General features: G+C 46.9%; 11 protein-coding genes. 2 read left to right on the top strand and 9 right to left on the bottom strand.

The window, feature by feature from the left end; genetic code table 11:
• Nucleotides 1-48 precede the first annotated feature (48 nt).
• Nucleotides 49-1,053, top strand: coding sequence for a helix-turn-helix transcriptional regulator (locus tag GO493_RS19195; RefSeq protein WP_157307852.1), 1,005 nt, complete (start codon nucleotides 49-51; stop codon nucleotides 1,051-1,053).
• Between the two features lie 78 nt (nucleotides 1,054-1,131).
• Here the strand turns inward: GO493_RS19195 and GO493_RS19190 are convergent, their stop codons facing one another.
• The 9 genes from GO493_RS19190 to GO493_RS19150 all read right to left on the bottom strand — a co-directional run bounded on the left by GO493_RS19190 (nucleotide 1,132) and on the right by GO493_RS19150 (nucleotide 12,060).
• The gene (locus tag GO493_RS19190) at nucleotides 1,132-1,761 is read right to left on the bottom strand and encodes an NAD(P)-dependent oxidoreductase (RefSeq protein ID WP_157307851.1); all 630 of its coding nucleotides are present in this window, start codon (nucleotides 1,759-1,761) and stop codon (nucleotides 1,132-1,134) included.
• A gap of 53 nt (nucleotides 1,762-1,814) precedes the next feature.
• A complete protein-coding gene (locus tag GO493_RS19185) occupies nucleotides 1,815-2,228 on the bottom strand; it encodes an Rrf2 family transcriptional regulator (RefSeq protein WP_157307850.1) in 414 nt (137 codons plus the stop codon).
• A gap of 151 nt (nucleotides 2,229-2,379) precedes the next feature.
• Nucleotides 2,380-4,605 (bottom strand): sodium-translocating pyrophosphatase, encoded by a 2,226-nt coding sequence (locus GO493_RS19180; RefSeq protein WP_157307849.1) that lies wholly within the window; start codon nucleotides 4,603-4,605, stop codon nucleotides 2,380-2,382.
• Nucleotides 4,606-4,689: 84 nt separating this feature from the next.
• The gene (locus tag GO493_RS19175) at nucleotides 4,690-6,228 is read right to left on the bottom strand and encodes an NAD(P)H-hydrate dehydratase (RefSeq protein WP_157307848.1); all 1,539 of its coding nucleotides are present in this window, start codon (nucleotides 6,226-6,228) and stop codon (nucleotides 4,690-4,692) included.
• Nucleotides 6,229-6,335: 107 nt separating this feature from the next.
• Entirely contained in the window at nucleotides 6,336-6,848 is a 513-nt protein-coding gene (locus GO493_RS19170; RefSeq protein ID WP_157307847.1) for a hypothetical protein, read from the bottom strand.
• 34 nt (nucleotides 6,849-6,882) lie between these two features.
• Nucleotides 6,883-7,344 (bottom strand): hypothetical protein, encoded by a 462-nt coding sequence (locus GO493_RS19165; RefSeq protein WP_157307846.1) that lies wholly within the window; start codon nucleotides 7,342-7,344, stop codon nucleotides 6,883-6,885.
• Between the two features lie 146 nt (nucleotides 7,345-7,490).
• Complete coding sequence (locus GO493_RS19160; protein WP_157307845.1) at nucleotides 7,491-9,290, bottom strand: OstA-like protein; 1,800 nt, start codon at nucleotides 9,288-9,290, stop codon at nucleotides 7,491-7,493.
• A gap of 2 nt (nucleotides 9,291-9,292) precedes the next feature.
• On the bottom strand, nucleotides 9,293-10,291 hold the full coding sequence (locus GO493_RS19155) for an MlaD family protein (protein WP_157307844.1): 999 nt from the start codon (nucleotides 10,289-10,291) through the stop codon (nucleotides 9,293-9,295).
• A gap of 152 nt (nucleotides 10,292-10,443) precedes the next feature.
• On the bottom strand, nucleotides 10,444-12,060 hold the full coding sequence (locus GO493_RS19150) for an N-acetylmuramoyl-L-alanine amidase family protein (protein WP_157307843.1): 1,617 nt from the start codon (nucleotides 12,058-12,060) through the stop codon (nucleotides 10,444-10,446).
• A gap of 240 nt (nucleotides 12,061-12,300) precedes the next feature.
• Between GO493_RS19150 and GO493_RS19145 the strand changes: the two genes are divergently transcribed.
• A complete protein-coding gene (locus tag GO493_RS19145) occupies nucleotides 12,301-15,048 on the top strand; it encodes a putative LPS assembly protein LptD (RefSeq protein WP_157307842.1) in 2,748 nt (915 codons plus the stop codon).
• Nucleotides 15,049-15,230 lie beyond the last annotated feature (182 nt).

Genomic DNA, 15,230 nt, shown 5'->3' with positions numbered 1-15,230 from the left:
ATAGCTGTTGCACGAGAGGGATTAAAATTTATATTTAAAGGATTTTTTATGGCATTCCAGATCACTAATGATGCAAGTGAGATTTTGCTGAAAGAAGACTTTCCGTTTCCGATAGAAAAGGTCCAGTCCGGATCTCTTATTGAAGAGGTACAGGACCTTAATTTTGATTTCGGGAACGCTTCTTTCCGTGAGTTTTATTTTGACGGATATCATATAGCATTTGGCGCCGCTAACACCTTTCAGAACCTGCATGTTGAGGTGGATGAGTACCAGCCTTTTGTTTCCCTGCTTTTCCTGATACATGGCCACTTTGAAACCAGCGTGGATGGTGTATACAGCCTGAAGGGCAAACGCCGTTTCATTTCGCTGGAGCATAACCTGATGTATACTCCTCATAAAGGAGAGTATATTGATGTGATGAAGCAAAGCGGACTGGAAATGGTAACGCTTAGTATCTCAAAGGAACGTTTCCTGGAGATGACCATAAATAACGGCCGTGTGCTGGAGAATATGGCGAATATGGTGGCGGGAAACAGAGCGATACTGCTGAACAGGAAAAGTAATCATCCTATTACGGCGCGGATGATGATGATACTGGATGAGATAAGGCTATGTCCGTTTAACGGCGGTGTCAAGAAGTTATATCTTCAGTCAAAGGTCCTGGAAATGCTGGCATTGCAATGTGAGCAGCATGAACGGTTTGAAGAGCTGAAAACAGAAGTATTCACTCTTTCTGCTACAGATAAGGAGAAGATCTATCATGCAAGAGACCTGCTGATCACGCATATGCACGAGCCTCCCTCGTTACAGCAGTTGTCAAGAATGGCGGGTCTGAATGAATTCAAGCTGAAGAATGGGTTTAAACATGTTTTCAGTAATACAGTGTTCGGATACCTGAATGATCATAGAATGGAACATGCCAGGAAGCTGATCCTTACACAGCAGGAATCGATGACAGAGATTGCGGACAAGCTGGGATTCTCTTCTATACAGCATTTCAGCAATGCTTTCAGAAAGAAGTTTGGAGTTAGCCCCAGTAAGATGAATAATTAGAAGATAATTTTTTAAGATACTAAAAAGAGCTTTCGCCAAAGGTGAAAGCTCTTTTTTTATAAGAGGATGTTAGCTGTATCAATAAGCGATTGTGAATCGTGCTTTGATATGCTGTGGCTTTTCCAGCTCATCTATCATAGCGATAGCATAATCGGCGGTTGATATCCTGCTATGGCCATCAGCATCTGTTACCAGCTGATCTTTGCCAAGACGGAATTTGCCGGTACGTTCACCCGGGGCTATTTCTGCTGCAGGACTGAATACCGTCCAGTCAAGATCATTCTGTTGCCTGATCACATAGAATGCTTCGCGGGTAGCCAGGGCTCCGCCTTTCCATTCTGCGGGGAAAGAAGGAGTGTCCACCATCTGTACTCCCGGCGCTACTTCCAGGCTGCCAGCACCACTTACTGCCAGTATGCGTTTAATACCTGCTTTCCTGGTACCATCAATGATAGCGTTTATCGCTGTTACATAAGTAGGTGTATCAAATGAGCTGTAAGAGCTGATAACAGCTTCATTACCCGCTACAGCTTTTGCTACCTCTTCCGCATTGGTAACATCTGCTTTGACAACTTTCAGATTGGGGCTGGTAATGCTGATCTTTTCAGGATTACGCACAATTGCAGTAACAACATGTCCCCTGTTCAGTGCTTCGTTCAAAATAGCTGAGCCTACAAAGCCGGAGGCCCCGATGATGACAACTTTCATGTTCTATCTGTTTATTATTGTTATAAAAAATGTTACAGTTTTAGTAAAAAATTTTAAGACACCAGCCTGGCGCTGAATTCAGCCAGGGTTATATTTTTCAGCTGCTCATAAACAGAGCGGTCTATTTCATTGAAAAGATGGTCCAGTGCGCCATTGATGTTAGCACCTATGGCACAGTTGGGATTGGGAAGGTTAGGAGAGAAGCCAAAGATATGGGTCTCCTTTACCAGTCCGAAGATCTCTGACAGCAGGATGCTATCAGCCGGCCGGGCCAGTTTGCTGCCGCCATTCTTGCCCTCCTTGCCTTCTACAAAACCAGCCTCTTTTAAAGCGGCCAGCTCTTTTCTGACAAGGGCGGGATTGGTATTGAGTGAACCTGCGATCATATCAGACGATAACCATTCTGTTTCAGATAAACTTAACAGGCTGAGAATGTGAATTGATATTGCAAACTTACTTTTTACCATACTGTAACTAAAATAATTACAGTACAAAGTAAGAGGAAATTATTGGAATAAAAAAATCGGAACTGTTCAAAAGAAAGAAAGGGGTTCGCCATTTGGCGAACCCCTTTCTTTAAGAGAATATCTTTTGTGCTGTGCGCAGCTGAAAGAAAAACTAATGTGATTTTTGATGATTCACCTTCGCTATCTGCTCAACCTGCGCCTTTTTCTTCGCCGCTGTTGTATGCGCTGTACCATGCAGCTCTGCAAGAGTAGGCGCTATTACCAGTGAAACAATAGACATCAGTTTGATAAGGATGTTCATTGACGGACCGGAGGTATCTTTGAACGGATCGCCTACGGTATCACCGGTAACGGAAGCTTTGTGAGGCTCTGATTTTTTATAGTATACCTGTCCTTTGATCTCAACGCCTTTTTCAAATGATTTCTTGGCATTATCCCATGCGCCTCCGGCATTATTCTGGAACATTCCCATCAGCACTCCGCTCACAGTAGCTCCTGCCAGGAAGCCGCCCAGTACTTCAGGGCCGAAGATAAATCCGATAATGAGAGGGGTGATCAGGGCAATTGCTCCGGGTACCATCATCTTCCTGATAGATGCCTGAGTGGAGATAGCCACACATTTATCGTATTCAGGTTTGCCGGTGCCTTCCATAATCCCCGGGATCTCTTTGAACTGGCGGCGTACTTCTTCCACCATGCTCATTGCGGCTTCGCCCACAGCCCTGATAGCCAGGGAGGAGAAGATGAAGGGGATCATAGCGCCGATAAAGAGGCCGGACAATACATTGGCTTTGTAGATATCAATACCGCTGATCTGTGCCACGCCAACAAAAGCAGCGAAGAGCGCCAGTGCGGTAAGTGCTGCAGAGGCAATGGCAAAGCCTTTTCCTGTAGCGGCAGTAGTATTACCTACAGCGTCCAGTATATCTGTTTTTTCACGTACTTCTTTGGGCAGTTCGCTCATCTCGGCTATACCGCCTGCATTATCTGCAATGGGACCGAAAGCATCAATAGCCAGCTGCATAGCAGTGGTAGCCATCATGCCGGCAGCGGCGATAGCTACGCCATAAAGGCCAGCGCACTGGTAAGAGCCAAAGATACCGCCTGCCAGTACAATGATGGGCAGCATGGTAGATTCCATTCCTACTGCAAGGCCACCTATAACGTTTGTAGCATGACCGGTAGATGACTGGCGGATGATGGACAACACCGGGCGTTTACCCATGGCGGTGTAATATTCTGTGATGAGGCTCATCAGGGTACCTACTGCCAGACCTACCAGGATAGCGCCTACAACGCCGTTCTGTGTAATGGCTTTAGTGCCTGGCCTGAGTTCAGATGTGCCTTCAATGAAGTCGCGTTTGAGGTAGATAGCTTCTGCGGGCAATATATAATATACCAGTGCCGCACTGGCTATAGCAGATAATATGATAGAGCCCCAGTTGCCCATATTCAGCGCCCGTTGAACGGTACCGGTGTTCAACCCTGCGCTGTCAGAGATACGGACAAATAAAGTGGCTACGATTGAAAATACGATACCGAGACCTGCAATCAGCATAGGAAGCAGGATAGGTGCCAGTCCGCCGAAGTCATCATTGGAAATGGTTTCACTGCCAAGCACCATGGTAGCAAGTACAGTAGCTACATAAGAGCCGAAGAGGTCAGCGCCCATACCTGCCACGTCGCCTACGTTATCGCCAACGTTATCTGCGATGGTAGCGGGGTTACGGGGATCATCCTCCGGAATGCCGGCTTCTACTTTACCTACCAGGTCAGCGCCTACGTCGGCAGCTTTGGTATAGATACCTCCGCCAACGCGGGCAAAGAGGGCTATACTTTCTGCGCCGAGGGAGAAGCCTGTCAGCACTTCAATTGTTTTGATCATTTCAGCGGTGTTGGCGGCGGCGCCAAAGTAGGCTTTCAATACAATGAAGAGTCCACCCAGTCCCAGTACAGCCAGGCCGGCTACTCCCATACCCATTACAGAGCCACCGGTGAAGGATACCTGTAATGCGCGTGCCAGGCTTGTCCTTGCAGCATGTGCTGTGCGTACATTGGCTTTAGTGGCGATGCGCATGCCGATAAAACCTGCGGAGGCCGAGAATACGGCTCCTATAATAAAGGCAACGGCAATAGTCCAGTCTGAATTGTGGTGCGATGCGCCCATATAGCCCAGCAGTAGTGCGGCTATAATAACAAAATAGGTAAGGATCTTGTATTCAGCTTTCAGGAATGCCATTGCGCCTTCTGCAATATACCGGGCAATTTCTGTCATCCTTTCATTGCCGGCCTCCTGGCGGGATACCCAGGCGCTGCGGAATGCTGTAAATAGTAAAGCCAGTAAGCCAAAACATGGAACGAGGTAAACGATATTCATATACGTGATTTTAACAATTCTATAAATATAATCTTTTATCGATTAAGAAGCATGGGGATTAAAGTGGGAAATACCGGGGTTTCTTTATGCATATTTCCGTAGTTCCAGGAATACTTTTCCCAGGAGCCTGATGATGTCTTCCGCTGTCATGGCCTCCTGTGAGCATTCTGCTGCGGCATAGTCGCCGGCCAGCCCATGGAGGTATACGCCCATCAGCATTGCTTCTTTTGGAGCATAGCCCTGCGCCAGCAGGGAGGTGAGTATACCTGTCAGCACATCTCCGCTGCCTCCTTTGGCCATGCCTGCGTTGCCGGTTGCATTAAACCAGACGGACCCGTCGGGAAATGCCATGGCTGTATAACGTCCTTTCAGCAGGATGTTGAGCTGCAGGGCCCGGGCCTTTTCGGATAAGAGTTCCAGCCGCTCTATATCATTGGCGGTTTTGCCGAACAATCTCTCAAATTCTTTTGGATGGGGTGTTAACAGCGACTGTTGCGGAACTTTCCTTAGCAGGTGAGGGGATGCGCCCAGGATATTCAGGGCATCCGCGTCCAGTACCATAGGAGAGTGATAGTGTTCCAGTAGTTTTTCCAGCGCCCATGCTGTGCCGGCGGCTGTGCCCAGCCCGGGGCCTATGCCTATCACTTTATAGCGGGAGGCCGCTTCAGGAGTAGCTACATTATTATGAAATACGGAGCTATGGTCTTTTTGTTCGTCAGTAAGGCACATAGCTGATGGCACGGAGATCTGAATGATGTCGTAACCACAGCGGGGTACGTGGCAGGTAAGCAGGCCTGCGCCTGTATGGAGACAGGCTTTGGCACTGAGCACTGCTGCACCCATCTTGCCTTCGCTGCCGGCTATCAGTAACGCATGGCCGAAGGTGCCTTTATGTGAAAAGGGTTTACGCGGTCTGTAGATATCATGTATATGAGTGGCCTCTGTAACCTGGTAGCGTGCAGGTGTTTGCGCTATATAGTCCGGTAGTAAGCCGATGGAAAGAATATGTACTTCGCCCGTCAGCGCTGCGTTTTCCGGCAGGAGGAAGGCCAGTTTGTAAAACTCGAAGCTCAGCGTGTGATGCGCTTTTATGACGGGCATGTGTGCAGAAGAGGCATCAGCCATCAATCCGGAGGGAATGTCAATAGCAATGACCGTATGTTGATCGTAGTAATGGCTTAGCTGCTCTATAGCATCGGCCATCCAGCCTTCTGCAGGGCGGCTTAATCCTGTACCAAAAATGGCATCGGCAATGAGGGCATTTTCAGGAACGGGAGGGAGGTCTTTTATTTCGTGTACGTGGTGGATACTGTCCGGGTAACGATGCCGGAGGGCTTGGTAATTGGTCGTATGATCGGCAGAGGCATTGGGGCTGTGATGGAGGATAATGGCTTTGGCCTGATATCCGCGGTTTAACAGTAAACGGGTAATGGCCAGGCCATCGCCGCCATTGTTGCCCATTCCACAGAAAATATAAACAGGCAGCTGTTCTCCGTAGTTTTTGCATATCCAGTTGGTACAGGCCATGGCGGCCTTTTCCATCAGATCTATACTGCTGATCGGGGTATGCATGATAGTATATGCATCTGCGTCACGTATTTGTTGTGCTGTAAATATTTTCATAGCCAATATCGCCCGCAGGGCAAAGATTATAAATATAAATAAAAAAAGGCGACCATCTCCGGTTTTATCCGGGGATGGTCGCTCTAAAGTTCTTTTATACTAAAAGATTATCTGAATGTCCATCTTGCAGTAGCTCCACCGATCTGCTCTCCATAGAATTTATGTCCGCCGGTGAAGTTAAAGTAAGGCTTCAGGTCGCCGCTTATAGCCAGAGGTATTTTCTTGAACCTGTATTCAAGACCGATGATACCGTCCAGGCCCGGAGATACGTAAGCACCGTCCCCATGCTCATAGTAGCGTTCACGGTCATAATACCAGCGGTCATATATACCAATATGTGCACCACCGCCGGCAAACAGACGGAAATCCGGTTGTCCCAGCTGCCAGTGATATTCGTACAGGAAGGTAAAGGTAACGTTCTCGTCATGTGCAAAGTTGGAGGCAACAATGCCTTCTATTGCATGAGGACCTTTAACGAAATGTTTGATGGTAAATCCTGCCATCCATGGGTTCACTCTGAGACCAATTCCGGTCTGATAGTTCGTAGCCGATCTTTTTTGTGCATTTGTCTGTACTGTTAAGATTGTACACAGACCTAATAATAACACAAGTTGTTTCATAAATGTATCTGGTTTAAAATTTTTAATGATGGTTTTATCGTCTGCCGAAAGTATATCTTACAGAAATAGCAAAATCAGCGAGATCTGACGATGTGTTGAAGTGAATGGCAGGCTTCCAGTCCAGACTCAGGTTTAGCGGAAATGTTGGGAATGTGTAATCAATTCCTGCAATCCCGTCCACTCCCCCTATAAATTTCACGTTGCCATCTGTTTCTCTGCTTCCCATATGTGCACCACCTCCTATAAACCATGCAAAACCCTCAGTAGTAAGGGCAGAGAGGTCGAAATAGTGCTCATACAGGGCGGTTACGGTAAAGGTATGGGCATAACCGCCGGCTATCGCTTCCAGGCCATTTGCATCGTTCAGAAAATAACGCGCAGTACCGCCAAAAGGTAATCCGAGGCGTAAGCCGGCTTGCAGATTACTTTTTGTCTGAGCATGTGCGTTAAAAACGCAGACTCCAAGCAGCAGGGTTATGAACAGACTTTTTTTCATTGGTTTCGGCAAATGCTTCGCAATAACGGTGCCAAGATACAAATTATTATTTTTTTAATGTAAATGAGTTGTATTTATCAGGGAGATTTTTTATACACCATAAAAAAACGCTCCGGTCTGTAGTGACGGGAGCGTTTATATAAGGTTTAGAAATCCTGATCAGTTTTTGTGGCCGGGGGCTCTTCTTCTTTTATCTTCACATCTCCCATCAGCTCATATTTGCTTTTGGGCCGGCGGCGTATATCCCAGTGGAAATTTTCCAGAAGGGTCTGTTCTACAGGACGTTGTGAAAACGGGTACATGGTGCCTTCCGGATCTTTGATGAAAGTAACATGATGCAGCTCGCCTTCCATGAAGTAAATGTTGATAATACCACTCAGCGTTCTGTTCATGCTGATGAAGGCCTTATCATCGTCCTGGATGTAGTAGATACTTTCGGCATTTCCGTCAACATGCATCCAATCCAGTGATTGACCTGCAAAATATCCTGTTATCTGGTTGCCCTTGATCTGGTTATATAATTCCGGGCCTGCTTCTTTTACGATCAGGCTGTTCTGGTCAAGTAATATTTTATCTGCCTGCTGGTTTTTTGTGTAGAGGAAGATGCTGTCTCCGCTTAGCTGGGTCATATTGGCCCATAATACCGGGTTGCGGTAGAAGCGGAAGATAGAATCTTTGCTGGAATAGTAGACGCTGTCTGCTACGCCCTGCAGGGAGTCGGAGAAGATGCGTACATGATGCCAGGCCATAATATACCGGATCTCGGAAGTGTCTTTTGCTGATGATGTATCAGCATTAATAGCCAGTGGTTGAGGCTGTAACGCCAGCGAGGAGTCTTTCGGGACCACCGCTGTGCTGTCTGCCGCAACAATTGTTATGCTGTCCGGCCTGACCGTTGCGGTACTGTCTGGTATAACGGAGGCAGTGAGCGTGTCCGGCATTGTACCGGCTGTTTTTACAGGCGCCACGGTAATGCTGTCCCGTTTAATAACAGCAGAGTAGAGGGTGTCTGCGGTGAGATACATGGTATCTTTCTCTCTTTCCAGGATCATGAGCGGATGTTGGGTAGCCAGGACGGTTTTATTTACCTGGTTTACCGTTCCATAGTTGGAAAGCAGTGTCATTTTCTGTGCGGTATCGCGGTAGACCATGTTGCCGGTAGCGAATGCCAGGCCGGTACGTTTGTCCATTGTGATCCTGTCTGCCGTGATAGTGGCAGTGCTGTCTTCGATGGTAGGGCGACTGTCAAAATTGCCCTGGCCGGTTTCGGTGTTATAATCGCCGGAAGTAGTATACATGACCGTTTTACCGTCATTGATGGTGGTAGGGGCCATGATAGTGGCAATTTTTGTTTCTGTATTATATAATAATGTATCTGTGGTAAGTGTGTATTCCGGATCTACAAGCAGTACATTATTATTGAAATACACGTCTTTGGTATCAGCATAGTAATAGCCTTCCTGGCTGGTCAGTACGCTGCTGCCGTTCACCAGTTTACCTCCCTGTGTGTAGGTGCCTATCCTGGCGCCCATATCGTATTCCAGCTCGGGGCCGGAAAGGACGATCTTATTGTCAGTAAGACGGGCATTATCCCTGAGCGTGGCTATTTTGGTATTTCCTTCATAATGAAGGTATTCACCATAGATATGAATACTATCTGCCTGGTTAATATGAATATGACCGTAGGCATCCAGTATGTTGGCGGCCCTGTTAATGAGGGCGCTGTCGCAATAAAACAAGGTATTGGCCTGGCGGAAAATGGCGTTACCGATAAACCTGTTCAGCTGTACACTGTCTTTCGTGATCACGTTCAGTTTATCGGATTGGATGATGTGGATCACCCTTGTGGTATCGTCCTTAGTCTCCTGGGCGGAGGCGGGTAGTAGCCAGCCCAGACAGATCCCTGCCAGGATAAGCCCGTATCTTGCTAATTGCTTCTTTTTCAAAATCATAGTGCCTTTGCGGTGTCAGATGGTATGGGCTGTACTTTGGACTTTTTGCCGAACAGAGAGAAATGCACGTACCGTTTTGGATTTATGCGAAGGTCTTCCAGCAGCTTATTCAGACTGTTAAGCGAATTCTGAAGATTGTAATATGCTTTCTTATCGTTCAGGAGCATTCCGGCAGTACCATCGGTGCTGTTCAGCTTAGCAAGCGTTTCGTTGAGGCGTGTAGCCATTTGCTGCAGTTCTGCAAGCGTTTTGTCCAGTTGTCCGTTAGCCAGTGCTGCCGTAGTTTTTTCGGCATTGCCAAGGATAGCTGTGATCTTATCGTTATTATTTTTCAGATTGGCCGTGAGTGATTCCAGGTTATCGAAGGTAGCTTTTACGTTACCATGATCGGGATCCAGCATGTTGTTGAGGGATGCGGAAGTCCTGGTAAAATTGCTCATAGTGGTGTTCAGGTGGCCAATGGCCTGACGCAGGTTACCTTTGGTAGTGGTATCAAAGATAGAATTTACTGTAAGAAGCACAGAATCAACAGATCCCAGTGTGCCTTCCAGTTTTTTCACCAGCGGATTAAGCTGTTCCTTCAGAGCGTCAGTGATGGAACCATCAACTGCTGCGTAGATGGTATCTTTATCTTTAAGATATTCATTAGCGTTACCAAAGTCGATCTGTACAGCTTTGGTGCCGAGAAGGTCACTAGTGATACGTGCTACAGAATTATAAGGGATGTCAATTTTTTTTGTGATCCTGATAGTTACCAATATTTTACCGGCTTTCTGGTCCATGAGGTCAAGGTTAGCCACACTTCCTACTACAAGGCCGTTCACCTGAACTGTGGCAGAGGGCTGGAGTCCGTTCACCTGGGTATATACAGCATAAATAGTCTTACTTTTTGAGAAAAGGCTTTTGCCCTTTAACAAGTTAAAACCCAATATCAGCATTGCGATGGCTAGCGCCGCAAGTACGCCTACTTTGGTTTCGTTCGATACTTTAAACATAGAATACGTTATACGTTCGTGCAAAAATAAACAAAACAATACCAAATCTGATACCGGGTTTTCAATACCAGGGAATAAAGCGGAAAATCTTTGTAAAAGTGTAAGTAGGTTGAGGGAAGGGGCTAATGCAGTGGTGTATTGCAGGGGTAGGATTAACGGCGGGCCAGAGTGTTATCGTTTGGGGATACTACAGAGGCATTCCAGAATCCCGCTTTTTTGGCTTTATTTAGGGCAGTATTGGCTTCTTTTTCAGTTTTGAAACCTTCCCATACATATTTATTGAGTTTTTTCCTGTTAATAACAACGGGTACTCTCCTGATGGTACCACGGAGGTTAGTGAACACTGATGCTGAACGGGTGTAGGTCTTTTCTGTGATCACTAACTGGATATTATAGGAAGAAGAGACTGATTTAGAAGTATTTGAGAATGTATTTGTTTTGGGAGTGATTGCGGCCAGCTGTGTTTCTCCTTCGGGGGATATGAGCACCGCTTTACGGAAGCCCACCTGCTTTGCGCGTCGCAAGGCAGCGGTGGCTTCCGTCTGGGACTTAAAGCCACCCCAGATATATTTATTTGTCTTTTTCCTGTTTATGACGACAGGCACCTTCCGGATAGTGCCCCGTAGTGTATGAAATATGGAGGCGTTGCGGGTATAGGTTTTATCGCTCACCAGCAGCTGTACATTATAATCATAGTCTTTACGGGAGGTAACGGTTTCTTTCTGTTCGTTTTTCCGGGTGCCCTGGTTTTTGGCTATAGTTGCCGGTTTTCTGCCAGCGTTGTTCTTGCCTTTGTTCTTAGTGACAGGGGCAGGGGTGGACTCTGCAGGGGCGGCCTGGCGGTCTTCCGGAGAGCTGTATCTTCCCAGTTCGTCTTTATAGCGTTTGATGGCTTTGTAGATGCAGCTGGCAGCTTCCTGCTGGCCATCGTCTGAGTTCAGGTATTCTTCTTCCTCGGGATTGCTGATAAAGCCAAGTTCCACCAGTACGCTTGGCATGGCGGTAGCCTGCAGTACCCAGATACCTTTCTCGTCACGCTGACGGGCTCCGCGGCTGATACGGCCTACGTTGGTGAACTCGTCTTCAATAAGAGTGGAGAGACGGAGGCTCTGGTCAAAGTATGCGTTCCTGAGGGTGTTTAATAATATAAAGGTCTCCGGATCGCTCATATCCAGTACGGAATTGGCATCTTCAGAATTGGCGTCCAGCATGATAACGGAGCTTTCTTTCAGTGATTCTGTCTTGGCATTGTTCTTTCCCGTTGCCCATACGTACGTTTCAGTACCTTTTGCCGTGCTGGGGGAGGTGGCATAAATGGCCTTCTTTACAGGCACTTTACGCTTACCTTTCTTAACATATACTGTTTTATAGCCGGTTACCCTGCGGGTAGGGCCAGCAGAGTTACAGTGAATAGATATAAAAAGGTCTCCTTTTTCCCTGTTGGCAATAATTGCTCTTTCGTTAAGGTCGGCCCGGAGGGTACCCGCCAGGGCATTCCTGTTTTTACGTGTATACACAACGCGTACATCCTTCATATTGGCCTCGATCAATTTGCCCAGTTTCAGGGCCACATCCAGCACAACTTCTTCTTCCGTAGAATATTTACCGCGTGCACCGGGAGTCTGGGCGCTATGACCGGGATCTATGACAATGGTCCTGAGGGGAGGTTGCTGCTTTCCGCTGATGACAGGGCGATTGGCTGCGTAAAGAATAATACTTCCAAGAAAGATGGCACATCCTAAAAAAATCCAAAATCGGTTCCAGCGCATGACTCAGTTTTTATTATATTTTAATGGGCGTTAGTAGTTTGTTAAATTGTCCGCAGTTCGTAGCTTGTGTTTTGATCCTTAAGCCTTCGGATGTAAATTGAAAGCTGAAAATGATTAGATGCTTTGTTCGGCCTTGCACTCTTTTTCGTTTTACAATTGATAATAATTTGTATAAAATCTTGTAGGTTTGTGCCCGCTTAACACATGCACCTGAATCACAAAAATAATTATAAAAAGTTTTTGCGACAGATATACCTGCTTTTTGCCGGTATAATAATAGTCATTCCTTTTATTATTAACGCTGTTGCCAGTCCCACGCCAGATGGCTCCTTCCTTTTTAACAAAAGTTTCACAGATACGGTGCCTGCCGGCAAAGTTCCTGATTCTTCAAAGGTAAATACCATCAGGGACACTTTGAAACCTGTTAAGGCAAATCTGCCCTCTACAGACAGTATTCCTGCGTATACAGACAGTACGGGGACCGACAGCCTTCATTTAAACGGGCCTAAATTGTCTAAAGACAGCCTGGATGCGCCTATTACCTATAAAGCGAAGGACTCTATCATACTGGTGGTGCCGGACAAAAAGTTCTACTTCTATGGAACGGCCAATACCAAATATAAGAAAACATCCCTCTCTGCAGAGCGTATGAACTACAGCCAGAGCACCGGCATCATGGAGGCTACCACAGCTACGGACACCAGTGGTAATCCTTATGGCCGCCCGCAGCTGGAAGACGCCGGTCAGGCTTTTGATTCAGATACCTTAAGATATAATATCAATACCCAGAGGGCCAAGATCTACCATACCCGCTCCCAGTACGGAGAGGGGTACGTGCATAGCGAACAGACCAAAAGGGCCCCTGACAACAGTATTTTCGGCTTCAGGAACGGGTATACCACCTGTAACCTGGATACCCCGCACTTCCAGTTCAGGGCCCGTAAGATAAAGGTGATACCTGATAAACTGGTGATTTCCGGTCCCGCTAACCTGGAAATTGAAGGGGTACCCACACCTTTATTTATACCTTTTGCCATATTCCCTATCACCCACGGACAGGCTTCCGGTATCCTGGTACCTGGCTATGTGGTGAATGCCCAGAAGGGTATGGGCCTGGAAAATGGTGGTTATTACCTGGGATTGGGGGATAATATGGACCTGACCATCCGTGGGGATGTATATTCTTACGGCAGCTGGTCGCTGACAGCCAGCCCTACCTACCGGAAACGCTACCATTATAATGGTGGTATGACGCTCAGCTTTGCCAATACCCGTTTCGGAGACCCGTCGGTAAAGACTGAGTTTAGCCGGTCACGTGACTTCCGTGTTACCTGGAACCATAGTATGGACAGCAAGGCCCGTCCTGGCGTAAACTTTGGCGCCAGCGTGAACTTCGGTACCTCCAGTTATAATACGTACAACGTTTATGACTACTCTACACGCGTAAATAATAACATCGGTTCCTCTATCACGTTCTCCAAGACATGGCAGGGAAAGCCGTATAACTTTACAGCCGGTCTTACACACTCTCAGAACCTGAGTACGCGTGATGTAAGTATATCTTTTCCCGCGGCTACATTTACAGTAAATACGCTGTATCCTTTCCAGCCCAAGGAAGTGGTAGGTAAGGCTAAATGGTATCATAAGCTGGGTATTGGGTATACTACTACGCTGGCTAACAACGTGACTTTCAAGGACTCTGTTTTTGGTAAGTCAAAGATGTTTGACGCCTTGCAGTCAGGAATGAAACATAATGTACCTATTTCGTTCTCTATACCCGTTATGAAGAACTTTACGCTTTCACCAGGTGTCAGTTATGCGGAATACTGGTATACCAAAAAGACTATCCGTACCTGGAATGATACCAAGCGTGTAAGTATAGACTCCGTGGGTGGTATAGATACTACATACCAGGCTGGTTTCTTTGCTGCCAGACAGGCAAGCGCCAGCATATCGCTTTCTACAGCTTTGTATGGTATGTACCAGTTTGGTAAAAATTCCAAGATCAAGGCTATCAGGCACGTAATGAGGCCTACGCTGAGTGCAAGTTATCAGCCTGACCTGGCCAGAAGTGCGTATTACGATCTGAGATATAACAGGGGTGGGGATAGCATCAGGCAATCATATTATACCAGTTCATCTGTGGGTGTACCTTCTGAAGGACGATCGGGATCGATCTCCTTTGGTCTGGATAACAACCTGGAAATGAAGGTCTTTTCCAAAAAAGATACATCGGCCAATAAAGAGAAGAAGATCAAGCTGCTGGATGGTTTTGGTATTACCGGCTCTTACAACCTGCTGGCAGATAGCTTTAAGCTGTCTACGTTCAACATTTATGCCCGTACCAACCTGTTCGATAAGCTGAATATCACGGCCAGCGGTAATATAGATCCTTACGTGGTTAATGCCAGAGGAAAAAGGCTGGATAAGTATGTATGGCAGGAGGGGAGTTTCAGCCTGGGCCGCTTAACGAGTGGAACTATTGCGATGAGCACCTCTTTCCAGTCGTCAGATAAAAAGAGTAAGGCAAAAGAGCAGGAGATACAGAACCTGGAGAATGAGCAGAGCACAGATGCTGCCTTCCAGGCACAGCAACGTCAGCTGGCGGCTGTGAGGAAGAACCCGGGAGAGTATGTAGACTTTGATATTCCGTGGAAGCTGGACCTGTCTTATAGCTTGTCTTACAGTAAAACGATCATACCGGATTCCGGCGGGGTGGTGACATCCTTTAACCAGTACCTGAGCTTTAACGGTGATTTCAGCCTGACGCCTAAATGGAAGATAGGTATGAACAGCGGTTTTGACTTCATTAACAGGCAGCTGGCATATACTACCATATACATTTCCCGCGATCTGCACTGCTGGCAGATGTCTATCAACCTGATACCGATTGGTACGTATCGTCAGTTCAGTATCACTATCAGTCCGAAGTCGGGGATATTGCGGGACCTCAGGATCAATCGATCGCGAACGTTCTATGATCTCTAGCTATTTATGTTATATAAAGAAGGGTATTGTCAGTTGGCAATACCCTTCTTCTTGATGGTGCGCCCGGCACGGGCGCAAACTCTAGGGTGTAAGTCCCGAACGCGCCTTGATAGTGGGAAGCGTTAACCGATGGCAAGGGTGTCCTTCGTGAGGAGGAATCTGAAGGAAGCCTAAGGTAAATC

The organism is Chitinophaga tropicalis, assembly GCF_009758205.1.
Classification (GTDB): Bacteria; Bacteroidota; Bacteroidia; order Chitinophagales; family Chitinophagaceae; genus Chitinophaga; species Chitinophaga tropicalis.
This window is presented reverse-complemented; position numbering and strand designations above follow the sequence as displayed.

Coding starts and splice junctions, on each gene's coding strand:
- GO493_RS19150 (WP_157307843.1), bottom strand. CDS start 12,060: ATGCGCTGGAACCGATTTTGGATTTTTTTAGGATGTGCCATCTTTCTT.
- GO493_RS19190 (WP_157307851.1), bottom strand. CDS start 1,761: ATGAAAGTTGTCATCATCGGGGCCTCCGGCTTTGTAGGCTCAGCTATT.
- GO493_RS19180 (WP_157307849.1), bottom strand. CDS start 4,605: ATGAATATCGTTTACCTCGTTCCATGTTTTGGCTTACTGGCTTTACTA.
- GO493_RS19195 (WP_157307852.1), top strand. CDS start 49: ATGGCATTCCAGATCACTAATGATGCAAGTGAGATTTTGCTGAAAGAA.
- GO493_RS19170 (WP_157307847.1), bottom strand. CDS start 6,848: ATGAAACAACTTGTGTTATTATTAGGTCTGTGTACAATCTTAACAGTA.
- GO493_RS19165 (WP_157307846.1), bottom strand. CDS start 7,344: ATGAAAAAAAGTCTGTTCATAACCCTGCTGCTTGGAGTCTGCGTTTTT.
- GO493_RS19175 (WP_157307848.1), bottom strand. CDS start 6,228: ATGAAAATATTTACAGCACAACAAATACGTGACGCAGATGCATATACT.
- GO493_RS19185 (WP_157307850.1), bottom strand. CDS start 2,228: ATGGTAAAAAGTAAGTTTGCAATATCAATTCACATTCTCAGCCTGTTA.
- GO493_RS19155 (WP_157307844.1), bottom strand. CDS start 10,291: ATGTTTAAAGTATCGAACGAAACCAAAGTAGGCGTACTTGCGGCGCTA.